We start from the raw sequence: 24,522 nt of genomic DNA, 5'->3' as shown, positions 1-24,522 counted from the left end.
ATTTTATCATTTCTATATCTTCAGGACTAAATGTCCTACCTGAAAATGTTCTATTAGTATTGTTCATGACTTGATTACCTACCTCCCCCAAGTCTACTATACAATACTAATCTTGTACGTGTCCAACTCGGTTTTGCGAAAATATTTTTTTGCTACTCTCTATAACTCTTGTTTTCTCTTTCTTTTAAATTCGTGCTTCATCTCTGCCTTTTTTAATTATTTTGCTTAGAACAGTTGATTTGCTTATCCCTCGTCGGATTAACAGGCTCTATAAGACTTTTCGCAATGTTACTTCCAGCATTTTCTTCAAAATTTGAAAATGCGCCATGCATAAAAATAGGTATGGACAATTTTGCCTATAACAATTATAATAAGTTATGAAATAAGAGTCATGAAGGCTCTTTTTATCGCAGCAATTTATTGCAGGTGTCGTTAAGTATATAGGAATCAAACTGAAAGTCAACCACGAAGGTTGAATGCATTACAGAAGTAATGTATTGGCTTTTGTGGTTTTTATTTTCAAAGTACAGGGCCTAAAATTGCCGACTTTTAGCTGGGTAAGCTTTCAATGCTTTGAAAATTGCCCTTAAAACAAAAATACTTGAAGGAGTGATGTATATGCATATGGCTGACGCACTTATTTCACCGGCTGTAGGTGGTGTTATGTGGGCTGCAGCTGCCGGTGTTACAGCCTATTCAGTGAAAAAAGTTCAAAATGAACTTGACGAAAAAAAAATACCGTTAATGGGAGTAATGGGTGCATTTGTATTTGCTGCTCAAATGATTAACTTTACGATTCCAGGAACAGGGTCCAGCGGACATTTGGGAGGGGGTATGCTCCTTGCCATACTGCTTGGTCCTTATGCAGGTTTTCTTACTATGGCCTCTATTTTGATTATACAGGCATTGTTTTTTGCGGACGGAGGCTTGCTGGCAATGGGATGTAATATTTTCAACCTGGGTTTTTATACATGCTTTATTGCTTATCCTTTTATCTATAAAAAAATTATGCAGAAAGGGTATACTAAAGGCAGGTTATTTGCAGGGGCAATGCTGTCTTCGATAGTGGGTCTTCAGCTGGGCGCTTTTAGTGTAGTACTTGAGACACTTTTTTCAGGTAAAACCGAATTGCCTTTCGGTACTTTTTTAATGATAATGCAACCGATACACTTGGCCATCGGAGTAGTCGAAGGGCTTATCACTGCTGCTGTTATGGGTTTTATATGGAGAGCATGCCCCGAAATTGTTGAAAAGTCTATATCAGGTGAAGCTTTAGGTAAAGTATCCATCAAAAAAGTTCTTACCGGCCTTATTGTGGTTGCAGTTATAACGGGAGGGATTCTCTCATGGTTTGCATCTATGTATCCTGACGGGCTGGAATGGTCAATACTTAAGACTTCAGGGAGAGAGGAGTTTGAGGCTGACAGCGGTATACATAATAAACTGGCTTCTATTCAGGAGAAAATAGCATTTTTGCCTGACTATGGATTTAAACCTGCGGAAAGTGAGAAAGGTAAGGAGGCAGGTATTGAGGCTTCAGAGGCTTCAACACAGTTGGAATTTTCTGAACCTGATGAAATATGGCCGGTTGTAGATGCAGGAACTAGCATATCGGGGTTGGTTGGTAGTGCAATGACCTTACTGTTGGTAGGAATAACAGGTTTTGTTATAAGCTTTGTTAAGAAAAAAAAGAGTGCAACTGAAAAAAAGAGTGCAACTGCCAAAGAGCCTGTTTAACGGCGGAAAAGCCGTTTAATTATGTAGGATTGTAATGAAGTTATGGCAAAAGTGATAGAATCATTATATAATATTAGAATACTTGAAGAGCTTTCTGAAAAGAGGACGGCTATACACAATATACATCCTCTTGCAAAGGTGCTTACAACATTCATATTTCTGATGGTAACTGTATCCTTCGAAAAATATGAAGTAAGCACCTTGTTGCCTCTTATATTCTATCCTGTGGTGATAATGAACTTGGCGGATATTCCGCTAAAACCAATTTTTAAAAGGCTTGTTGCAGTTTCACCTTTCATTATTATTATAGGCATTTTCAACCCTTTATTTGATAGCAAACCGCTGGCGGTGTTACCATGGCTCACAGTATCTGCCGGATGGGTATCTTTTATATCGATCCTGCTGAAAGGGTTATTAACTGTAATGGGAGTATTTATTCTAATAGCAACTACCGGGATGACGAAGATTGCATATGCTTTAACGATTATGAGAATACCAAAAGTATTTATATTGCAGCTTATTTTAACATATAGGTACATTTCAGTGTTGGCAGAGGAGGTTGCCCGTACCTTATGTGCATATTCACTCCGTTCTCCTTTTACAAAAGGTGTAAGATTTAGAGAGTGGGGTTCTCTTACCGGCCAGTTGATTATAAGAACATTAGATAGGGCAAAACGCATCTATAACTCCATGTGCTGCAGGGGATTTACAGGTGAGTATAGTACCGGGAATGTAAAAAAAATGAAGTTATCCGACATTGCATACCTTGCAGGGTGGAGTATATACTTCCTTATAATACGGTATGTGGATGTTCCGGCTATAATAGGTTTACTAATAACAGGATCAAACTAATAACAGGATCGAATGAAAAGCAGGAGTGGGTAAATGATATGAGTCATCACATTATTGAAGGAAAGAATTTAAAATACAGTTACCCTGACGGGCAGCAGGCATTAAAGGGGATTTCCTTCAGAATATTACATGGAGAGTCTGTAGGTATTGTGGGGGCAAATGGTGCAGGCAAATCAACATTGTTAATGCATCTTGTCGGGGTTTTATTTCCGAATGAAGGAGAAATTAGCGTAGGGGGTATTCCGGTTACAAAAAAAACCCTGCCGTTTATACGGCAACGAGTGGGGATGGTTTTCCAGGATCCCGACGACCAGTTGTTTATGGCAACAGTTTATGATGATGTAGCTTTTGGACCACGTAATTACAGGTTGCCTGAGGAAGAGGTTGAAAAGAGGGTAAGAAATTCCCTTGAAACTGTGGGTACCCTGCATTTGATAGATAGACCTCCATACAGGCTTTCAGGAGGAGAGAAGAGGATGGTATCCATTGCCACAGTATTAGCCATGAACCCGGATATTCTTGTCATGGATGAGCCGTCGTCAGCCCTTGACCCTAAATCAAGACGCAGGCTGATAAATCTCCTGCGGGGTTTTACCCACACAAAAATAATAGCTACCCATGACCTGGACATGGTTATGGAACTTTGTGAAAGAACAATTGTATTGAGTGAGGGGAAAATAGTAATAGACGGAGCTACAGGAGAAATTCTGTCAAATGGGGAACTTATGGATAAATGCGGGCTTGAAATACCTCTTGGACTGCAGAAGTGTCCTGTTTGCAGGACTAGGTAAATAAGCTTATTGATTTTGAAATATAGTACTGGCACACATCTTAAAAATAGCATAAAAAGTAATAGCATAAAAATAAAAGTGCAATAACATAAGGATAACATAAAAAAAATTCATTTACAAAACTATAAAAAATATGTATAATGATTATGATATTTTGTAAAAAAGTAATTGTTATTATATTAGTTGATAACTTAATAAAATTGTTAAAATGTGGTTTTGCGGGGGGACCATTTGGTTGAGAAGGTTAAAACCTGACCCTTTGAACCTGATGTAGTTAATACTACCGTAGGGAAGCAATATAAATTATTAAAATTATAAAATCCGTTCTAATTCTAAATGCTTACCTTATGGGTAAGCATTTTTCATATTCACATGTAATCACGTGAAAAAACACGGTAGGAACAAAACAAACATCCCCCTGTATTACCTGGAGTAATTTAAAATTAAAAAGGAAGGAAGATTGGTATGAATTATACAACTCAAATGGATGCTGCCAAAAAAGGGATAATAACAAATGAAATGCAAATTGTGGCCAAAAAAGAAAATGTAGATGTGGAAATATTGAGGGGTTATTTGGCAGAAGGGAAGGTAGTGATACCTGCGAATAAAAATCATAAAAACCTTGAACCTGAAGGAATAGGTTTGGGGTTAAGGACAAAAATAAATGTGAATTTGGGAGTTTCAAAAGATTGCTGCAGCATTGAGGATGAACTTAAAAAGGCGGAAAAGGCCATTGAAATGAAAGCAGAAGCTATAATGGACTTGAGTTCTTACGGAAAAACTGAAAAATTCAGAAGAAGACTAATTGGTATGTCTGCTGTCATGATAGGTACTGTTCCTGTATATGATGCTATGGGTTTTTATGACAAGGAACTTGAAAGCATAACTTCTGACGAATTCATATATGTTATCGAGAAGCATGCACAGGATGGAGTAGATTTTATGACTATCCATGCGGGGATAAACAGGGAAACAGCACAGACGTTCAAAAGAAATCAACGTCAATTAAACATAGTTTCAAGGGGAGGATCTCTAATCTATGCATGGATGGAACTCAATAATAAAGAGAATCCTTTTTTTGAATATTTTGATGAAATATTAGATATATGCGCTAGATATGATGTAACCATAAGTCTTGGAGATGCATGCCGCCCTGGAAGCATCAAAGATTCCACAGATGCAAGCCAGGTTAAGGAACTGATAACCCTGGGAGAATTGGCTAAAAGGGCCTGGGAAAAGAATGTGCAGGTTATAATTGAAGGGCCGGGACATATGCGCTTAAATGAAATTGCCGCTAATGTCCTCTTAGAAAAGAAACTGTGTGGAGGCGCACCGTTTTATGTGTTAGGGCCTATTGTTACAGATATAGCTCCGGGTTACGACCACATTACAAGTGCTATCGGAGGTGCCATAGCAGCTGCAAGCGGGGCTGATTTCCTTTGCTACGTCACTCCCGCGGAGCACTTAAGACTTCCAACCCTTGAAGATATGAAAGAAGGGATTATAGCATCCAAAATTGCTGCGCATGCTGCAGACCTTGCTAAGGGGATTACCGGTGTTGAGAAATGGGATTATGAAATGGGAAAAGCAAGACAGGAATTGGATTGGGAAAAAATGTTTTCTCTTGCTATAGACCCTGAAAAAGCAAGGAAGTACAGGAATGAATCCCTTCCCCAATATAACGATACATGCACAATGTGTGGAAAAATGTGTGCCGTAAGGAATATGAACAGGGTTATTACCGGTAAACATATTAAAGTACTGGGAGATGACGAAAAGGAGGTGTTTTGATTGAAAACCAGAAAACTTATACATGCAGCCATGCTGGTTGCATTTGGCGTAGCAATGAGTAATTTTGTATACTTCCCAATAGGTGCCTCAAAATGTACGCCTGTACAGCACATTGTAAATGTGCTGTCGGCTGTAACATTAGGACCAGGATATGCCGTATTGATAGCTTTCTGTATATCGGTAATAAGAAACATTCTGGGTGTGGGTACGCTGCTTGCATTTCCTGGCAGTATAATAGGAGCCTTCCTAGCTGGAATATTGTATAAAAAAACAAACAATAAGCTGTTTGCAGCTGCCGGGGAAATTGTAGGAACCGGGATCCTTGGAGCTATTGCTGCCTACCCTGTTGCAAAACTTCTGATGGGCAAAGAAGTGGCCGCCTTCTTCTATGTGTTTCCCTTCCTTATAAATACAATAGCAGGAAGCATAATTGCACTTCTTATGCTTAAAGGGCGTAAATTTTTAAAAAATACAATGGAAATTACTAAATAATAACAAAAATTGCGTAATTGTCAAAAATAGATATGAATACAGAAATATAAAGAATTTTCTAATGGAGGTGGTTTCATGAAAAAGGTGTTGACTATTGCTGGCTCTGATTCCGGAGGAGGAGCAGGGATTCAGGCAGATCTTAAAACGTTTTCTGCTCATGGTGTCTTTGGGATGAGTGTAATTACGGCAGTTACAGCTCAAAATACTCAAAGAGTAATTGCAGTTCAGGATATAAGTCCCGAGATTATCGGAAAGCAGATAGATGCTATTTTTGAAGATATAGGGGCAGATGCGGTAAAGATTGGCATGGTTTCTCAAATTGAGAGCATAAAAGTGATTGCCGAAAAATTATGGGTGTACAAGCCGAAAAATATTGTATTGGACCCTGTTATGGTATCCAAGAGTGGCTATGCCCTCCTTAACCTTAAGGCTATGGAAACTCTTATTAAAGAGTTGATACCTGTTGCCACTGTTATAACTCCCAATATTCCCGAGGCTGAGAAAATAACCGGTAAAAAGATTAATACTCTAAAGGAAGCAGAAGAGGCAGCAAAGGAAATTCAACTTTTAGGGGCTGAAAATGTGCTAATAAAGGGAGGGCACCTGTCGGGTGATTCAACAGACATCCTTTACGATGGTAAAAATATTTTTAAGTTTGAAGCTGAACGGATTGATACCAGGAATACACACGGCACCGGATGTACTCTTTCTGCTGCAATCGCATCAAACCTTGCACTTGGTTTTTGCGTAAAAGAAGCAGTGGAAAAGGCAAAGGCTTATATTACAATAGCAATAAGGCATGCTTTGCCTATAGGAATGGGGGTAGGACCTATAAACCATTTTTATGAGTTATACAGCAAGGCAGGAATTATCAAGGATTAGAAGGCAGGAATTATCGAAGGTTAGAATGGTGACAATATATTTAATTTGGCAATTATGAAAGGAGTATAAAGAATATGAGTATGAACGTCAATGTATCGGGACTTTTAGAACAGGTAAAGGCAAAAAAACCGTTGGTACATCATATAACAAACTATGTTACTGCAAATGATTGTGCCAATGTAGTACTGGCAATAGGCGGATCACCTATAATGGCAGATGATATAGAGGAAGTGCAAGACATAGTTTCTCTTTCTTCCGCATTAGTCCTAAATATAGGGACATTAAATAAAAGAACTATTGAGTCTATGTTGGTTGCAGGAAAAAAAGCAAATGAACTTGGGATACCTGTAATATTTGACCCTGTAGGTGCAGGAGCAACAAAGCTCAGGGATAAAACTGCCGAAAGAATTATAAATGAGCTAAAATTGGCTGTTATACGGGGCAATATGTCGGAAATAAAATCGGTAAGCGGCCTTGGTTCAACTACCAGGGGCGTGGATGCATCAGAAAAGGATATTTTATTATTAGGCAATCTGAATTATGGGAAAAGCATTGCGGATGAATTATCGTCCAGGTTGGGTTGTGTTGTGGCAATAACAGGCCCTGTTGATATAGTTTCAAAAGATGGGAGAACCTATTTCATAGAAAACGGCCATAAAATGCTTTCTATGATAACCGGGTCAGGGTGCATGTGTACCTCCCTTATAGGTGTATATTGCGGTGTTACCAATAACTATCTTGAAGGGACTGTGGCCGGGGTCCTTACTATGGGATTAGCAGGTGAAATGGCTTATGAAAGCTTGACGGAAGACAATAGAGGAAGTGGGAGTTTCAGAGTAAAGCTGGTAGATTCATTATCTCGGATTACAGCAAAAGATGTTTTGGAAAGAGGTAGAGTACATGATTAACAAAGGGAAAATTGGACATGGCAGACAAAACGTCTCCTTGGCACATCCGGATTATACATTATACCTTGTGACCGAAAGGCATTTGCTTCGTAACATAAGCATCGAGAAAGCTGTAGAACAGGCAATTTTGGGTGGTGTAACCATTGTGCAGCTTAGAGAGAAGGATGTATCTACTTTGGAATTTTATAACATAGCTTTGAAGGTCAAAGGTATTACAGATAAGTATAACATCCCCCTTATTATAAATGATAGATTGGACATTGCACTGGCAGTGGATGCAGCAGGGTTGCATGTGGGCCAGACGGATATGCCGGCTAAGGTTGCAAGAACCCTGCTTGGAAGAGATAAAATTCTTGGAGTCTCTGCAACAACTCTTAATGAGGCTTTGCAGGCGGAAGAGGATGGTGCCGACTATATTGGTGTAGGGGCAGTTTTTGTAACCGATACCAAAAAAGATGCAAAATATGTGGGTATTCAGCAGTTAAAGAATATAACAGGCAGGGTCAGTATTCCTGTTGTTGCTATAGGAGGTATAAATGAGGACAATGCAGGTATGCTTGAAGGTACGGGAATAAAAGGTATTGCTGTTGTTTCTGCTATAATGGGTAAGGAAAATGTAAAAAAAGCATCCGAGGATTTAAAAAGGAAGCTGGCATTCATAAGGTAAAAAAGGTAAAAAGTCAGGAATTATGTGAGGTGAAGAAAGATTAATACAAAAAAGGTTAATATACTTGAAGAAATAAATAAAGGTATAATAAAAGGAGTAATATTCGACTTGGATGGTACACTTATAGACTCAATGCGGGTATGGGATAAGATAGACTTTGACTTCCTGGAAAAAAGAGGTATTGCTGTGCCTGATGATTTGAGTACTGAAATCAAAAATATGACTTTCAAGGAAACTGCTCTATACTTTAAAGAGAGGTTTAAAATTCCTGATCCTGTAGAAGACATTATGGATGAGTGGAATGATATGGCCTTTTATGAATACGCACATAATATAAGACTTAAGGCCGGTGTGGAGAAATTTCTTTCATTATTAAAATATAAAGGTATTAAGATAGGACTTGCCACTACCAATTGTAATAAGCTTTTGGAAGCAGTCTTAAAGAATAATGAAATACGGCACTATTTTGATGCCATATCAACAGCAGATGAAGTTGGAAAGGGGAAGGACCAACCCGATATTTACCTGCTTACAGCCAAAAAACTTGGCCTTAAGCCGGAAGAATGTGTTGTGTTTGAAGATATTCTCCCTGCGGTGATGGGCGCGAAGGCAGCAGGCATGAAGGTTATAGGAGTTTACGATGAGTGTTCCCAACATGAAGAAGAAGAAATTAAAAAGCAGGCTGATGGGTATATCATTAGCTTTGAGCAATATACCAAAAACTAAGATTTTTTGATATTGAGTATTCCGTAGAATGGTAGTATAATACATAATATAAAGAATTGTAATATAATACATAGTAATATAAACTATTTTAGTATAGTTTATATTATATTATTGGTTATTTTGTTGGAATATGAGGGAGTAGTTGGCACGGTAGTGTAATACTGTGTGGCAAAGTCAACATACTGGCCAAAGGGTCTGGCTTGCCTTGAATAATGAGACTCATGTATAACGTTTTGTTGTGCATAAGTCTCATTTTAGTTTGTAACACTACAATAAGAATAAGTAGTGGAAAATAAATAAGTAGTAATAACACACTAAAAGAAAAGAAGCTTGGTAAAATACACGGAAGGATGAATATAATGGGTTTTTTGGAAATTTTGTTTACGGCATTTGGATTATCCATGGATGCTTTTGCCATATCAATTACTAATGGAGCTACATTAAAAGACTTGAAGACTAATACTGCTTTAAAAATAAGCGGGACTTTCGGGTTGTTCCAGGCAGGAATGCCGCTGCTTGGATGGCTTATCGGTATAAATTTCGAGAAATATGTAACCAGGTTTGATCACTGGATTGTGTTTGGAGTGCTGAGCTTTATTGGAGCTAAAATGATATACGGAGCAAGAAAAGAGAACAATAATGGTGATAATAATGGGAAGTGCTTGCCGGAAGAGGCAAAGAAAGAAGTTTTAACCAACATAACGTTATTTGTACTTGCAGTTGCAACGAGCCTGGATGCATTATCTGTTGGAATAAGCTTTGCTTTTATAGGGGTACCGATTTTTAAATCCATAATTTTAATTGGAATAATAACGTTTGTTGTATGTTTAGCTGGGGTGGAAATTGGAAAGAAATGCCTCTTAATATTTAAAAACCATGCGGAATTATTTGGAGGTATCATATTAATGTTAATTGGACTGAAGATACTTTTAGAGCATTTAAACATTTTTGAGATATTCAGGGCTAATTACAATGTCTGGAAATAATAATAAAAGGAAAACACAAGTTGAAGAATTATAAACCGTATTTATTCTGCATGCTGCGGATAAAAGCAACTCCTTCCCTTACAAGAGTGTCGCCATCTTTGGCCAGTTGCCTCCATACCCAGGTATTCATGTTATCGGTACAGTCGACAAAAGATTCAAGAGCAGCATACCCTCTATAATTAATTTCTGCCAGGGCCTTGAAAATTCCATCCCAATCAACAAGGCCGGTGCTGGGGATACCGCGGTCATTTTCACAAAGGTGATAATGGATAAGATCCTTACCTGCCATTTTGGTTGCTTTATAAAAAGATTTTTCTTCTATATTCATGTGATATGTATCCAGGTGTATTTTTATGTTTGGCTCTCCTATCATTTCCTTAAGTTTTAAAGCCTGTTCACAGGTATTGATTAGATATGTTTCATACCTGTTAACCGGTTCAAGCCCTATATTTACACCATAATCCTGGGCGAACTTCGCTACTTCTCTAAGACAATCCGCAGAATATTCCCATTCACGTTCAGTAGGCCTTCTGACAGCAGGCTTGACATGTTGGGAATATACAACGCCTGAAAAACTGGAAGCGCCTATTTCTGCAGTGGCTTTTACACAGGCCTTAAGGTAATCCACTCCCTTTTGACGGATAGATTTATCCTCGCTGGTAATATCCGTATCGTTTAAGAGCACTGTAGATGTGCAAGCTTCTATGCCTACCTGTTTAAGTTTTTCCTTTACGGCAGGTGCATCAAAAGTATCAAGGCACATTAAGGGAATTTCAATAAAATCCAAACCAAGATTTTTAACCCTTTCAATTAAATGGAGTGTTTCATTGCTCCATTGCGAACACCATGCATATGCGTGAATCCCAAGTTTCATAAGATATATCAACTCCCTGTCCCTTATTAGAGTTTAATTTTTATTTATTATAATTTATATGGTTTCTATCATTTAACACAGGTAGATATGTTAAAATTACCATAATTACATTATATTATATTATAATTGATATTTCAATAAAAAAGAAGTGGCAAAATATTCTTTTCAGTGTCCTCAAAAAAAGTTACTATATTGATGTTAAAATGCCCAAAAATAATTGATACTATGGTATTAATTGATATATAATAATTATTGAATAATACTGTAATGATATAAATATAAAATAATATAACAATGTATATTTTATGTAGTTAATTTAATACTTAAAGTCTAAAAGTATAAAGGCTTGATAGGAGGTGCTCTTAATGAGTGAATATAAAAAACTATACAGGTCATCCCGCAACAAAATAATAGCAGGAGTTTGTGGAGGATTGGCGGAATACTTCAATATAGACCCGACCATTGTCAGGGTGCTTTGGATTTTATTTGCCTGCATGGGCGGGAGCGGAATCCTTGCATATATTATATGTGTATTTGTGATTCCGGAAGGGTAAAAACAAAATGAACAATGAGAAAAGTAATTTATGATTTAATTTGTTAGATTATGGGTAATATTAAATTATGTATAACATTAATATGATAGAAAAATACACAAAGGGAGATGATAAAATGGCAGATTTAAAGTTCAGTGCTAAGGCACATAGTGAAAATCCAACAAAAACAGTGGTAGAAACAAGAGGATTTAAAATGATAATTGATGAACCCAAAAGTCTTGGAGGTACCGATGCAGGAGCAAACCCTGTGGAGTATTTGCTTGCTGCTCTTGCCGGATGTATAAATGTTGTTGGGCATGTTGTTGCAAGAGAAATGGGATTTGAACTTAGAGGAATACGGATTGACCTTGAAGGAGACCTGAATCCTGCAAGGTTTATGGGTAAATCAAAAGCTGAAAGGGCAGGATACAAAGAGATTAGAGTAAAATTAGAAGCCGATACTGATGCAGACGCAGAAACTTTGGCAAAATGGCTTGAGACAATAGAGGACAGATGCCCTGTAAGCGATACATTGTCGAATGGTACTCATGTAAAAATCAGTTTTGCATGACCAAACATCCGGGTAGATAAACTTTTAGTCTAAAGGGTGAACTATATTGGGGGAAAAAATAAAAATATTGGAAGTAGAAGATGAATGTCAGGTAAAAATAGTGGAAGAAATGGCAAACAAAATTTGGCATGAACACTATGAGCCGATAATAGGTAAAGCACAGGTGGATTATATGCTCTCCAAATTCCAGAGTGCAGAAGCAATAAGGAACCAGCTTGAGAGCGGATACCGGTATTTTTTGATGTTACTGGATGGTGAATATGCAGGGTATTTCGCAATTTTGCCTGATTATTCGAATAATAAGATGTTTTTAAGCAAGTTGTACGTAGATAAGAACTTCCGGGGCCGCGGAATTGCCAGAATGTCTATATCTTATATTGAAAGTATCTGCAAAGAAACAGGTCTGGAAAGTATTTGGCTGACAGTGAATAAAAATAACCAGGGTTCAATTGCGGCATACGAAAAAATGGGTTTTGTCAATTTAGGGGACATTGTCCAGGATATCGGAAATGGGTTTATTATGGATGATTATAAAATGGAGAAGGGAGTAATTAACATAAAATAACAGTGCTATTTGCGCCGATTTAAGCTCCCGCTTATAATGAAAGGAGATTTCTTGATGCTTAGTTTAAAATTGATAATAAAACAAGAAATTGGAAATTATAATGCAATATTAAATATTAGGCTTAGTTTTATAAGAGGGCAGGGATTATAGTGGATAAAAGGAAAATAATTATTGTAGGAGGAGTGGCCGGCGGAGCTAGCGCAGCAGCACGTCTTCGCAGACTTGATGAAAAAGCGGAGATTATCCTTTTTGAAAGGGGAGAGCATATTTCTTTTGCCAACTGCGGTTTACCTTATTATGTGGGTGAGGTAATAAAAAGAAAGGAAAATTTGCTTATTCAGACTCCTGAAGGTATGTCTCGAAGATTCAACATAGATATTCGAGTTAACAGTGAAGTTGTGGAAATCAATTTAAGCAAAAAACAAGTAGAAGTACTAAATCTTGTAACAAAAGAAAGGTATTGTGAAAGCTTCGATAAACTCATACTATCTCCCGGCGCAGGCCCAATCAAGCCTTCCATACCGGGAATTGATAAGGCTAATGTTTTTACCCTAAGAAATATACCGGATACCTATGCTATTAAAGATTATATTGATGAGGAAAAACCGGCAAGTGTTATTGTTGTGGGAGGAGGATTTATAGGCCTGGAAATGGTTGAAAACCTGTGTTGTAGGAATATAAAGGTTTCAATTGTTGAAATGGCCAATCAGGTTATGGCTCCCCTTGATTATGAGATGGCAGCATTCCTGCATGAGCATATGAAAGCAAATTCGGTGGACTTGTACCTTGAAGATAGTGCAACATCATTTGACAGGGATGGTAAGCATACCGTTGTAAATCTTAAAAGCGGAAAACAGCTGAAAACTGATATGGTTATATTGGCAATTGGAGTTAGACCTGAAACCAGTCTGGCCAGAAAAGCAGGGCTTGAAATCGGAGAGTGTGGAGGCATTAAAGTAAACCAGTATTTGCAGACTTCCCACCCCGATATATATGCAATAGGCGATGCTATTGAAGTACTCGATTTTGTAAATGGCAGACCAACGTTAATACCTCTGGCAGGGCCGGCCAACAAGCAGGGACGTATTGCAGCCAACAACATATGTGGCATTAAAGACACCTACAAGGCTACCCAGGGAACGGCTATTGTTAAAGTATTTGAAATGACAGCTGCCTGTACAGGAAACAATGAAAAAACTCTGAAACGGCATGGGATTCCCTACATGAAGTCTTATACACATTCAGCATCTCATGCCGGTTACTATCCGGGAGCTGCTCCAATGGCCATAAAACTACTTTTTAGTCCAAAAGACGGAAAAATACTGGGAGCCCAAATTGTTGGCTCTCAAGGGGTTGACAAGCGTATTGATGTCTTGGCTACTGCCATGCGGGCAAATCTCACTGTTTATGACTTGCAGGAACTTGAACTGGCTTATGCGCCACCGTACTCATCAGCCAAGGATGCTGTTAATATGTCCGGGTACGTGGCTTCCAACATCCTAAAAGGTATTCATCCTGTTATTCACTGGGATGAATTGGATGGATTGGATCCGGAAAAGTTCATATTGCTGGATGTTCGCACCAAAGAAGAAAACATGCGGGGTGCCATCCCCAATTCTGTCAATATTCCTCTGGATTTATTAAGAGAGCGTATGGATGGGCTTCCTAAGGAAAGGGAGATTATTATCTATTGCCAGGTTGGGCTTAGAGGTTACCTGGCTGCAAGGATCCTGATGCAACATGGTTTTAACAAGGTGCGTAATTTAAGCGGGGGATATAGGACATACCAGGCCGCTAAGCAAGGAAAATAATAAAGGAGAATAAATAATAGAATTGCTATGAAGATCATATTTAATAAGTAGATAGATTTTATATTGTATCTATTTTATATTGCATCTTTATTTCATTTCTTTATTTCACTTCTTTTTTTTTACATATTTCTTTTTCTGTGTAGGATTTACGAAAAAAATGTCGAATATGAATAAGTACTATATTAAGTACTATATTAAGTAGAAACTATTTGACTGGAATTATATTACAAAGCTTGATATATCAATACTAAAGGGGTATAATGAATGATGTGATGAGATGTATTTACTTTAGTCGACTTTTAGTCGAAAGTATAGCACCTGCACTTTAGTGCAGGCGTTGTTAAGAGGAAAGTTATGGTCTACTTTTATTTTAGCTTTTTTGAAGCTCCATTTTATTCTAATTTGTATGGTATATATAGTAGTTTTAAATAAGGTGAGATTATGATTAACAGTATGAACCTGGATATTAGCAGAATTAACGCTATTACTAAAAAAATAATAGGGGAGATAAGTTCCAGCAGGGAAGAAGTACTTAAAATAGTAGATAGTATAAGAAATGAGTATGAAAATTTAAAACTGGAACTGGCTAACGTCAAAAGTGAATTAATTAAAATTATTAATGAAGTTGATGAACTGGAGAAACTGGATAAAAGTGCAAGACAGTGGTTGGCGGAAGTATCCAAAAACTTCAATATATATAGTGAAAGTGATATCAAGGATGCCTATGAAAAATCATTAGAAATAAGAGTGAAATTTATTACTAAGACAAATGAAGAAAAGGCATTAAGAGAAAAAAGGACTCAATTGGAAGTGGCTTTAAAAAAGTTAATGGGTAATATAGAGAATGGTGAGAAAGTAGTTAACCAAATAAGTATTGCTCTAGCCTATCTAGAGGGGGATATCCTTTCTGTTTTAGAAGATGCGGATAGAAATTCCGAAATACTGATAGGAATAAAAGTATTAGAAGCCCAGGAAAATGAACGCAAAAGAATAGCAAGGGATATTCATGATGGCCCTGCGCAACATATGGCTAATGTTGCTATGCAAGTAGATATTTGCAAAATGACTATTCAGGATGATCTGGAGAAAGGGCTTAAAGAATTGGAAGATTTAAAAGAAAGCGTGAAAGTGGCTTTAAAAGAAATTAGAAGTATTATTTTTGACTTAAGGCCAATGTCACTTGATGACCTGGGATTAAACCAGACTATACAAGAAGCTATAAAAAATATTTCTCAAGAGACTGATATTGATGTACAATTAAAATTGAAACCTGTAAAGTCGGAAATAGAACCAATTATTCAGGTTGCCGTGTACAGGATAATTCAAGAGGTTTTTAACAATATTAAAAAGCATTCCAGGGCAAAGCATGCAACGGTAAAGCTGGACTATGGCACAAAATATTTAATGCTGGTCATATCTGATGACGGTGTAGGATTTAATGTAGAAGAAACTTTAAAAAGGGTAAAAACTAAAGGTGACTGCTATGGATTGATTGGCATACTTGACAGAGTAAACCAGTTACAGGGAGAAATTAAAATTAAGTCGGCAGAGGGAGAAGGTACAGTCTATAGAGTAAAATTGCCTATTAACCGGGAGGTGATCAGGGATGAAAAAAAAGGTAATTAGAGTATTAATTGCAGATGACCATGACCTGATAAGGCAAGGTTTGAGGAGAATTATCAGTTTTGAAGAGGATATGGATATAGTTGGCGAAGCCATAAACGGTGTAAAAGTATTGGATATGTTAGGGTTTACTGCACCTGATGTGGTGTTGTTAGACTTGAATATGCCTTTAATGAATGGAATTGAAACCCTTAAAAAGATAAAGGAAAAGGAACACGGCGATACTGTTAAGGTTATTATGCTTACTGTTGAAAATGATAAAAAGATTATTTATGAGGCTATTAATATTGGAGCGGACGGGTATATACTCAAGGACTCTGTTGGGGCGGAAATTGTGGAAGCTATCAGGACAGTATACCAGGGAGAAAAATATATTGATAAATCTTTGGTTTCAATCTTTTTTCAGGATATAAAAGGCAAGAATAAAAAGGAAGCCAATATTCTTGATAACTTATCAAAGAGGGAAATTGAAGTGCTGATGAATATTTCGAGGGGGCTTAGTAATAAGGAAATTGGGGGAAAGCTGTACATATCGGAAAAAACAGTGAAAAATTATGCAACCAATATATACAGAAAGATTAATGCAAGCGACCGTGTACAAGCCGCAATTACTGCAATAGAGAATGACATTGAGGATTACTATAAATTAAAATATAAAACTCAGGAATAGGGACTTTGGTCCTTATTTTTTTGTGACTTTTATACTTAGAGAATGTGACTTTTAGAAACTGTTATGCCCTTCCAAACAGAGTTATAATTAAATCACAAGTAAAACTAATTTAACTCGCTGGGCTAGTTGACATGAAAAGAGCGTTAGCGACGGTTCTTGAATAGAAATGGCTCAGCAGAATAGTTTAAAGGAGGGGCCGATATGTTAAGGAAATTAAAAAACAATATATTATTAATTTCAAAAGATGAAAAAGGACAGGGTATGGTTGAATATGCATTGTTGGTAGGACTTATTGCAGTAGTGGTTATTGCGGTGCTGGTAGTTCTGGGGCCGGCAATAGCAGCAAAATTCCAGGAAATAATAAATGCACTCCAATAACAGCAATGATGCAAAAGTTGGGAATACCCTGCACGTAAAATGCTCTAATCATAAATATGGATATTGATTAGAGCATTTTTTCCGGATAAGTAAGCTCCATTGGAGGTCAGGAGTAAGGGGGGCTACTATGAAACGGTTAAAAAGTAAAAAAGGACAATCACTGGTAGAGTTTACGATAATATTTCCGTTACTTTTATTGGTGGTGATGGGAATTATAGAATTCGGAGTTATGCTGAATTCGTATCTTGCTATCAACAATGCAGCAAGGGAAGGTGCAAGGGCCGGGATTGTGGGAAGTTCCAGTGCTGAAATAGAGAACTTGATCATATCTACATCTCCCGGCTTAAATGCGGAAGGTTTAATAATAACCGTAACACCTGGCGATACAAGCAGAAAGTCCGGAGACACACTTACTGTAAAGGTGACGTACAACTATCATCTTACTGTCCCTATTATAAGCAGCATCTTCAATAATGTGGTTGTCTTGAATGCACAAGTATCCATGAGAATTGAATGAGTGGTGACTGTAGTGAAAATATTTGATGATAAGGGAAGTGCAGCTATTATTCTTTGCTTACTGTTTACTGCTTTATTGGGGTTTACTGCCTATGTTATAGATATCGGGTTAGTTTATGCAGAAAAAATAAAATTAGCAAATGCCCTGGATTCAGCAGCCTTAGCAGCCATCCTTGAATTACCGGATGATAGTGAAAAAGCAAGAGCAGTAGCTATAGACTATCTCGAAAAAAACAATGTAGACCCGGACAGTACTGTAATAACTATTGGTAGTGATCAAAAAAGTATTGAAATAAAAGGGGTTAAAAATGTAAAGCATTTGTTTGGTCCTGTAGTAAAAATCAATAGCAGCGACGTAAATGTAACAACAAAAGCTATAATTGGACCTGCAAAATCGGTAAAAGGCGGTATCAGGCCATTTGCAGTTGAAATCTTTGATTATTCATACGGCAGCTTGGTGATACTTAAGGAGAATGCCGGGGATGGGTATAAAGGTAATTATGGCGCAGTTGCGCTCGGCGGAAAAGGGGCCAACGTTTTTAAAGAAAATGCCCTTTACGGCTATAGCGGGACAATATCGGTCGGAGATTTGATAGAGACTGAAACGGGGAACATGGCAGGAGCCGCTAATGCTATTAAAAACTATATAAATTCTGAGCACAGCAGTTTTGATAACTTCTCAAGAAATTCTGTCAGGTTGTGGACAGTACCTTTGGTTGATACTTTAGAAACAAACGGAAGAGGGCAAATATCGGTGATAGGTTTTGGGCAATTCTACGTGGAGGATATAGTTCAAAAGTCAGGGAAAATAGAAATTATCGGCCGGTTTGTCAGGTATGTGGCAAATGCCGTTATTGATATGACTTTAAATGATACGGGCGTATACGGGGCAAAACTGATAAAATAAGGGCGCAAGTGATACGTAAAATAAAGATACAGGCGGTACAGAGAATACAAAGGTACCGTTAAAATAGGGGTGGTAGAGTGAAAAGTATCGGGCAAAAATTGATTTTAATATCACTTATTTTCGCAGTAATAGCTGCAGGACTTGTTTTTGCGTATTTACAGTCTTTGAAACAATCCGGTGAAGAAATTAACGAAATAACTATTTTAGTGGCAGATAATACAATACCTGCAGGAACCCTTATAACTGAGAAGATGATCAAAGAAGTCCATGTGCCGGAAAACTCAATTTTAGTTGACTATATTAGGGATTATTCGGACATTGTCGGCAAATATACAAAAGAGACTATTTTAAAAAACGAAGGTTTTCATAAAAGTAAGCTTATTAGTAAAGGTGAAGGGGGGTTAAATTTAAAAATAGATAACGGGTATAGGGCAATTTCTATTAATGTTACAGGGGATTCGGGAGTTTCAGATTTAATAGAACCCGGGGATTTTGTTGACATTATTGTATATTTGGCCGAAAAAAAAGATGGGGAAGAAGTGGTAAGACCCGACTTGTCAAAAATAATTCTGCAAAATGTTGAATTGTTGGCTATAGACAAGCAACTGAATAGAGATGATGATTCAAACTATAAAGAAGATATACCGAATTATTTCCTCGTAACACTATCTGTGTCAACTTCTGAATTAGAAAAATTAGTATTGGCTGAAAATATTGGTATTTTGAAGCTAGCTTTAAGGCCGTTAAGAGATGATAGTATCCTTGAAACAAAGGGCACTACCTGGAAGGAATTGGTAGGATGGTCAGGCAACACAGGTGGACCTTTACAGGGGGACAAGCAAAATGACAGTAGTAATAGCAATGGTGAATTTGTTAATTATAAAGTAAAACCGGGAGACACATTAAGAAAGATCAGCATGGAATTTTACGGTGATCCGGAAAAGTATGTAGTAATAAAAAAAGCCAACAATATTCAAGACGCCAATCTAATTATACCTGGGGAAATTATCAAAATCCCGGTATTGAATAATTGACATCAAATACATACGCATGAGACCGGTGTACACAAAAATGATAGGTGTGAGAAGATGGGTAAAATCAGGATATTAATAGCAGATGATATTGAAGAGACCAGGGATGTAATAAAAAAAATATTGAGTATAGATAAAGAAATGTTTGAAGTAGTGGGTGAAGCCGGAAATGGAGAAGAGGTTCTTCGGCTCATCCCTAAAGTAAAACCCGATGTGGTGTTAATGGATATCAATATGCCTGTACTTAATGGGTTGGAAGCTACAGAGAAAATTTCTGATGAATACCCCTGGGTTATTGTTATTATTTTGTCTGTCCAGGGAGAAAATGAGTATTTGAAAAAGGCCATGTTTTATGGTGCTAAGGAATACATTATTAAGCCCTTTCATTATGATGTATTGTCTGAAACTATTAAAGTAACCTATGAAAAATATAAAGAAAAAGAAATGAAACTGCAAAGTAACCAGGCACCAACCAGAGATGCAAAGGTTATAGCATTTTTTAGTTCTAAGGGGGGAGTGGGCAAGTCAGTGCTTGCCCTTAACACTTCCATTATGTTAAGTAAAGAATCCGGTAAAAAAATACTTCTTGCGGATATGGATTTACTATTTGGTGATATTTCCATGCTGGTAAACCAATATAATCAAAAGACTATTCTTGATGTAATTGATGATGGTCAATTAAATTCATATGAAAATATAAAACCCTATTTATATAAATATAATGAAAATTTGGATATGCTTTTTGCACCGGCAAAACCCGAAGCGGCAGAATATATTGGTAAAGATAGTATTGAAAAAATGATGAAAGTATTTCAAAAGCAGTATGATGTAATTATTGTTGATACAGGTATAAATTTTAATGATAGTACCCTTTACATTTTAGACAATGCTCAGACGATTTTATATGTAACTACAGGAGAAATTGTTGCTCTTAAAAACACTAAATTGGGACTGCGAATTATGAAATCCCTTGGATATGACAATGATAAGGTCAAGCTTGTTATAAACAGGTTTACTTCAAGGTATGGAATAAGCAAAGCAGAAGTGGAGGAGGCATTTAAAGATAATATTTTTGCTATTCTTCCTGAAGAAGAAAAGACAGTAAGTATTTCAGTAAACAAAGGACAACCCTTTTGTGATAATGCTAAATATAGTAAGTCTAAATCAAAGGTAGTAAATGCCATTGAATTAATGTGCAAAAACTTAACAGGGTAGAGGTGATAGGATGTCTCTTGCCAGAAGATTGGAAGAGATTAATACTGATAAAAAATCCAGCAGGTTTAACGAAAAAAAAGTAGACCAGTATTTGGAATTAAAGATGAAAATTCAAAACAGGGTCATTAAAGAATTGGATATAGATTTTAATGACATATCGGAGCAAAATGAGGAATTAAAGCAGGAAATCAGTGCCATTATTACTAAGAATATTGAGCAAGAGTCTCTAAATATGACTAATAGTCAGAAAAAGAAAATAAAAGAAGAACTTTTAGATGAGATTATAGGATTTGGTCCTATAACAGGTCTACTTGCAGATGATAGTATTACAGAAATTATGGTTAACGGACCCAACCAGGTATATATAGAAAAAGAGGGTAAGTTGGTACTGACAGACGCTAAATTTAAAAATGACAGCCATGTGCTTCATGTTATCAAGAAAATTGTAGCACCAATCGGCAGAAGGATAGATGAGAGCTCCCCAATGGTGGATGCCAGGCTTCCAAATGGATCCAGGGTTAACGCCATTATTCCTCCCCTGGCAATAGATGGACCGTCTATTACTATACGGAAGTTTTCGGAAGATCCCTTTAAAGTAGAGGACTTAATAAATTTTGGAACTATGAATTCCAAAATGGCAGAGCTGCTTAAATATTGCGTAGAAGGACGCCTTAATATTGTGGTTTCGGGAGGTACCGGAAGCGGTAAAACCACTACATTGAATGTCCTTTCTTCATTTATCCCGGATGATGAAAGGATAGTGACAATTGAAGACGCGGCAGAACTTCAACTATCCCAGGAGCATGTTGTAAGGCTGGAAACCAGGCCGCCTAACCTGGAAGGTAAAGGAGAAGTAACTATAAGAGATTTGGTTAGAAACAGCTTAAGAATGCGTCCCGATAGAATCATTGTAGGAGAAGTACGTTCAGGAGAAGCTTTGGATATGCTCCAGGCTATGAACACAGGACATGACGGCTCTCTGACTACCGGGCATGCAAACTCTCCCAGGGATATGCTGTCAAGATTAGAGACCATGGTGCTTATGTCCGGTATGAGTTTGCCTGTTAAAGCCATTAGAGACCAGATAGCGTCGGCTATAGATTTGATTATCCATCAATCAAGGCTTATGGACGGCAGCAGAAAAATCACTCATATAACAGAAGTTCAGGGTATGGAAGGGGATGTTATTATTCTCCAGGATATATTCAGATTTGAACCAAGAGGGTTGGACAATAGAGGAAGGGTAAAGGGAGAATTTGTATTTACAGGTATTATGCCAAAATTTATCCAAAAGCTGAAAGAAAAGGGTATCAATATACCGCCGGATGTTTTAAGTATATGATTTTTTTAAAGTACCGGCTGTAAACTGCTCTAATTAACCAAAGGGGAGGAGCAAGATGGTATACATTATAATAGCATTGACTTTTTTTTCTGTTTGGGCATTAATAAGCCATATACTTTTTTCTCTGTTTTACAAAGAAAAGCCTATAGATAAACTTAAGCATTATGATGAAGATTTTATTATCAAAGAGAAACTGGAAAACCATAAAAAGAATAAAACTAGCTTGTTGAAGATAATGTCAGGTTTAATTCCCAAGTTAAAATTTAATGAAAAGAGGAATAAGAAACTTGAAGTTGAACTGATAAAGGCAGATATGTCCATTACTGTAGAAGAATTGTTGGTTATAAAAATGTTTTCATCATTAGTTATTGCTTTTTTAGCTTATGCCCTTTTTAAAAATTATGTTACTGCACTTGTATTGTTTATTATAACCTGGAATATTCCACGAATCATTATAGCGAATAGAAAGAAGGAGAGAATCAAGCTATTTGACAGCCAACTTAATGAAGGTATTACTATTATTTCAAATTCGCTTAAAGCAGGATATTCTTTTCTGCAGTCTGTGGCAGTAGTAACTGAAGAAACGAAGGATCCGTTTTCAAAAGAATTTAAAGAACTGCTTAAGGAAATGAGCCTTGGTATTCCTGAAGAAGATACTTTTAAAAACCTGTTGGCAAGAATGGAATCGGAAGACCTTAGACTCGTAATAAATGCCATTTTGATTCAGAAGGATATTGGCGGGAACCTATCCGAAATACTGGATAATATTTCGGAAACTATAAGAGAACGGCAAAAGATTAAAAATGAGCTTAAAACCCTGACGGCCCAAGGCAAATTATCCGGTATCATTGTTTCACTTATTCCAATTTTTTTAGGCCTTACTATTTACTTATTTAATAAAGAGTATATTCTTCTTTTGTTTACTAATCCCAGTGGATTAGTGATGGTTACTATTTCTGTTTTAAATCAAATACTGGGGTTTTTTATGATAAGAAAAATCGTCAATATTGATTTATGAGGAGGAGTTGTAGCTTTGCTGTATATTGCAGTATTTATATTCTTTACAGCAGTATTTATATTTGCATATGGAGTTCTGTATAGCCTAAATTATGATAAAATACGTATTAGGGATAGAATAGAGCAAATTAAAGATCTTCATAACACAAACCGGGACCATACTGAAAACAGGTTCTTTTCAGAAAGAATACTTACGCATTTCTATAATGTATTTTGTGATTTTCTTATAAGAATAACTCCAAACCACAAGCTTACTGGACTTAATAAAAAGCTGGAAAGAGCAGGACTGTTGAAAAACGGCACGGTAGAAAGGTGGTTGTTTAATAAATGCATGATTATGCTCATCTCAGCCATTTCAACCGGTTTATTATCATATATTATTGAACCGGATATATCAAAGGCTTTTATCATTGCAATAATTATTATGCTGCTTGTTAATACATTTCTAAATTTTAGTCTTTCAAGAAGATTTGAAATGAGGAAAAAAATGATTTTGAAGGATTTGCCTTATACTCTTGATTTAATTACTGTTAGTGTTGAAGCAGGCGCATCTTTTGATGGGGCTATGGCAAGAGTTGTTAATAATATAAGTGGAGCGCTTTGTGATGAATTTGCAAAATGCCTTAAGGAAATGAAGATGGGAATAGAACGTAAAACAGCACTTAAGAATATGAGCGAACGTTGTGATGTTAAGGAACTTTCCATGCTCGTTAATTCACTTATCCAGGCAGATGAATTGGGCGTCGGCCTGGCGCGGGTGTTAAGAATTGAAGCAGCAAACTTGAGAGAGCACAGAAAGCAAGTAGCAAGAGAACGGGCTATGAAAGCACCTGTTAAAATGTTGTTCCCATTAATATTTTTTATTTTCCCATCCATTTTTATTATTGTTTTGGGGCCTGCTATTATTAAAATCTTCAGTATATTTAAGTGAAAAATTGAGGATTGAAGGTCCTTCTTTTACGGATATCATTTAAATAATGTCGAAAGTTTTGCCAAATGAAAATCTTGCTGAATCGAATTACGGGGTGAGTTTGTGGCAAAAACCTTAATATATGAATCAACGGTAAAAACCTTGATATGTGATTCCATGATTATAAAGGACGTGTTGTTGGCAGACACTTTTATGAAAAGGTTTGTGGGCTACATGTTCCGCGAAAAACCCCATTATAATGCCATTATCGTAAAGCCATGCAACAGCATTCATACCTTCTTCATGAATTTTGACATCGACGTGCTCTTTATAAATGAAGCCATGGAAATAATTAAAAAGATAGAGGGCCTTGGACCGGGTAAAGTGATAATGCCGGTAAAAGGAGCTAAAATGGTTATAGAAGGCAAGGCAGGGTTGTTCAAAAGCCTTAAAACAGGCAGTAAAATTGCAATCCTGTAAGCAAATTCATAAGCTGATTTAAAAATACTAATCGCCCCGGGTATAAAAAGAGTTGCTTCCTTTAAAGATCAATATAAAGCTTATAAGGAAGTTAAAAGGTCGAAAAGTTGAGATAAAGGATGAAGGCGAAAGAATCATTATTACTCCTGTAGATAATCCAATAATAAAGGTACAAGGGATGTTTAAAGGAGGTAACTTCTATTGCGTCAAAAAGAGTTGCTGCAGGAAGCGGTTATTTCCCTGCATG

The 24,522-nt window shown here is 36.9% G+C and carries 26 protein-coding genes and 1 riboswitch; of the genes, 25 read left to right on the top strand and 1 reads right to left on the bottom strand.

Going from position 1 to position 24,522, the window contains the following annotated elements:
• Nucleotides 1-618: 618 nt before the first annotated feature.
• From HPY74_03375 to HPY74_03330, 10 genes are all read left to right on the top strand, one after another.
• Entirely contained in the window at nucleotides 619-1,737 is a 1,119-nt protein-coding gene (locus HPY74_03375) for a PDGLE domain-containing protein (protein NSW89720.1), read from the top strand.
• 42 nt (nucleotides 1,738-1,779) lie between these two features.
• Nucleotides 1,780-2,589, top strand: a complete 810-nt coding sequence (gene cbiQ, locus HPY74_03370; protein NSW89719.1) for a cobalt ECF transporter T component CbiQ — start codon at nucleotides 1,780-1,782, stop codon at nucleotides 2,587-2,589.
• Nucleotides 2,590-2,627: 38 nt separating this feature from the next.
• Nucleotides 2,628-3,380, top strand: coding sequence for an ABC transporter ATP-binding protein (locus HPY74_03365; GenBank protein ID NSW89718.1), 753 nt, complete (start codon nucleotides 2,628-2,630; stop codon nucleotides 3,378-3,380).
• Nucleotides 3,381-3,590: 210 nt separating this feature from the next.
• A riboswitch (TPP riboswitch) is annotated at nucleotides 3,591-3,690 on the top strand.
• A 155-nt stretch (nucleotides 3,691-3,845) separates the two neighbouring features.
• Nucleotides 3,846-5,171: a phosphomethylpyrimidine synthase ThiC gene (gene thiC / locus HPY74_03360; GenBank protein NSW89717.1), complete on the top strand. Its 1,326-nt coding sequence runs from the start codon at nucleotides 3,846-3,848 to the stop codon at nucleotides 5,169-5,171.
• Entirely contained in the window at nucleotides 5,172-5,663 is a 492-nt protein-coding gene (thiW, locus tag HPY74_03355) for an energy coupling factor transporter S component ThiW (GenBank protein ID NSW89716.1), read from the top strand.
• A gap of 75 nt (nucleotides 5,664-5,738) precedes the next feature.
• Complete coding sequence (gene thiD, locus HPY74_03350) at nucleotides 5,739-6,545, top strand: bifunctional hydroxymethylpyrimidine kinase/phosphomethylpyrimidine kinase (GenBank protein ID NSW89715.1); 807 nt, start codon at nucleotides 5,739-5,741, stop codon at nucleotides 6,543-6,545.
• Nucleotides 6,546-6,619: 74 nt separating this feature from the next.
• A complete protein-coding gene (thiM, locus tag HPY74_03345) occupies nucleotides 6,620-7,453 on the top strand; it encodes a hydroxyethylthiazole kinase (protein ID NSW89714.1) in 834 nt (277 codons plus the stop codon).
• The gene (locus tag HPY74_03340) at nucleotides 7,446-8,120 is read left to right on the top strand and encodes a thiamine phosphate synthase (protein ID NSW89713.1); all 675 of its coding nucleotides are present in this window, start codon (nucleotides 7,446-7,448) and stop codon (nucleotides 8,118-8,120) included. The genes thiM and HPY74_03340 overlap by 8 nt, the downstream gene beginning before the upstream one ends.
• A 132-nt stretch (nucleotides 8,121-8,252) precedes the next feature.
• On the top strand, nucleotides 8,253-8,846 hold the full coding sequence (locus HPY74_03335; GenBank protein NSW89712.1) for an HAD family phosphatase: 594 nt from the start codon (nucleotides 8,253-8,255) through the stop codon (nucleotides 8,844-8,846).
• Nucleotides 8,847-9,205: 359 nt separating this feature from the next.
• Nucleotides 9,206-9,832, top strand: coding sequence for a manganese efflux pump (locus HPY74_03330; protein NSW89711.1), 627 nt, complete (start codon nucleotides 9,206-9,208; stop codon nucleotides 9,830-9,832).
• A gap of 28 nt (nucleotides 9,833-9,860) precedes the next feature.
• On the opposite strand, the gene HPY74_03325 is transcribed toward HPY74_03330, so the two are convergent.
• Complete coding sequence (locus tag HPY74_03325) at nucleotides 9,861-10,706, bottom strand: sugar phosphate isomerase/epimerase (protein NSW89710.1); 846 nt, start codon at nucleotides 10,704-10,706, stop codon at nucleotides 9,861-9,863.
• 365 nt (nucleotides 10,707-11,071) lie between these two features.
• Between HPY74_03325 and HPY74_03320 the strand changes: the two genes are divergently transcribed.
• From HPY74_03320 to HPY74_03250, 15 genes are all read left to right on the top strand, one after another.
• Entirely contained in the window at nucleotides 11,072-11,260 is a 189-nt protein-coding gene (locus HPY74_03320; GenBank protein NSW89709.1) for a PspC domain-containing protein, read from the top strand.
• A 115-nt stretch (nucleotides 11,261-11,375) separates the two neighbouring features.
• A complete protein-coding gene (locus HPY74_03315; protein ID NSW89708.1) occupies nucleotides 11,376-11,810 on the top strand; it encodes an OsmC family protein in 435 nt (144 codons plus the stop codon).
• Between the two features lie 109 nt (nucleotides 11,811-11,919).
• Nucleotides 11,920-12,375 (top strand): GNAT family N-acetyltransferase, encoded by a 456-nt coding sequence (locus HPY74_03310; protein ID NSW89707.1) that lies wholly within the window; start codon nucleotides 11,920-11,922, stop codon nucleotides 12,373-12,375.
• Nucleotides 12,376-12,524: 149 nt separating this feature from the next.
• Nucleotides 12,525-14,186: a pyridine nucleotide-disulfide oxidoreductase family protein gene (locus tag HPY74_03305; GenBank protein NSW89706.1), complete on the top strand. Its 1,662-nt coding sequence runs from the start codon at nucleotides 12,525-12,527 to the stop codon at nucleotides 14,184-14,186.
• A 453-nt stretch (nucleotides 14,187-14,639) separates the two neighbouring features.
• A complete protein-coding gene (locus HPY74_03300; GenBank protein NSW89705.1) occupies nucleotides 14,640-15,812 on the top strand; it encodes a sensor histidine kinase in 1,173 nt (390 codons plus the stop codon).
• Complete coding sequence (locus HPY74_03295) at nucleotides 15,793-16,479, top strand: response regulator transcription factor (GenBank protein NSW89704.1); 687 nt, start codon at nucleotides 15,793-15,795, stop codon at nucleotides 16,477-16,479. Before HPY74_03300 ends, HPY74_03295 begins: the two co-directional genes overlap by 20 nt.
• Nucleotides 16,480-16,680: 201 nt before the next feature.
• The gene (locus tag HPY74_03290) at nucleotides 16,681-16,857 is read left to right on the top strand and encodes a Flp family type IVb pilin (GenBank protein ID NSW89703.1); all 177 of its coding nucleotides are present in this window, start codon (nucleotides 16,681-16,683) and stop codon (nucleotides 16,855-16,857) included.
• A 127-nt stretch (nucleotides 16,858-16,984) separates the two neighbouring features.
• Nucleotides 16,985-17,374, top strand: a complete 390-nt coding sequence (locus HPY74_03285; GenBank protein NSW89702.1) for a pilus assembly protein — start codon at nucleotides 16,985-16,987, stop codon at nucleotides 17,372-17,374.
• 12 nt (nucleotides 17,375-17,386) lie between these two features.
• The gene (locus HPY74_03280) at nucleotides 17,387-18,280 is read left to right on the top strand and encodes a pilus assembly protein (protein NSW89701.1); all 894 of its coding nucleotides are present in this window, start codon (nucleotides 17,387-17,389) and stop codon (nucleotides 18,278-18,280) included.
• Nucleotides 18,281-18,357: 77 nt separating this feature from the next.
• Complete coding sequence (gene cpaB / locus HPY74_03275) at nucleotides 18,358-19,314, top strand: Flp pilus assembly protein CpaB (protein NSW89700.1); 957 nt, start codon at nucleotides 18,358-18,360, stop codon at nucleotides 19,312-19,314.
• A 54-nt stretch (nucleotides 19,315-19,368) separates the two neighbouring features.
• Nucleotides 19,369-20,526, top strand: coding sequence for a response regulator (locus HPY74_03270; GenBank protein ID NSW89699.1), 1,158 nt, complete (start codon nucleotides 19,369-19,371; stop codon nucleotides 20,524-20,526).
• A gap of 10 nt (nucleotides 20,527-20,536) precedes the next feature.
• On the top strand, nucleotides 20,537-21,868 hold the full coding sequence (locus tag HPY74_03265; protein NSW89698.1) for a CpaF family protein: 1,332 nt from the start codon (nucleotides 20,537-20,539) through the stop codon (nucleotides 21,866-21,868).
• Nucleotides 21,869-21,923: 55 nt separating this feature from the next.
• A complete protein-coding gene (locus tag HPY74_03260; protein NSW89697.1) occupies nucleotides 21,924-22,886 on the top strand; it encodes a type II secretion system F family protein in 963 nt (320 codons plus the stop codon).
• Between the two features lie 15 nt (nucleotides 22,887-22,901).
• Nucleotides 22,902-23,816 carry a type II secretion system F family protein gene (locus tag HPY74_03255; GenBank protein ID NSW89696.1) on the top strand — a complete coding sequence of 305 codons (915 nt, stop codon included), beginning with the start codon at nucleotides 22,902-22,904 and terminating at the stop codon, nucleotides 23,814-23,816.
• A gap of 156 nt (nucleotides 23,817-23,972) precedes the next feature.
• The gene (locus HPY74_03250) at nucleotides 23,973-24,275 is read left to right on the top strand and encodes a DUF192 domain-containing protein (GenBank protein NSW89695.1); all 303 of its coding nucleotides are present in this window, start codon (nucleotides 23,973-23,975) and stop codon (nucleotides 24,273-24,275) included.
• Nucleotides 24,276-24,522: the final 247 nt, after the last annotated feature.

The organism is Bacillota bacterium, from assembly GCA_013314855.1.
In the GTDB taxonomy this organism is placed as follows: domain Bacteria; phylum Bacillota; class Clostridia; order Acetivibrionales; family DUMC01; genus Ch48.
This window is presented reverse-complemented; position numbering and strand designations above follow the sequence as displayed.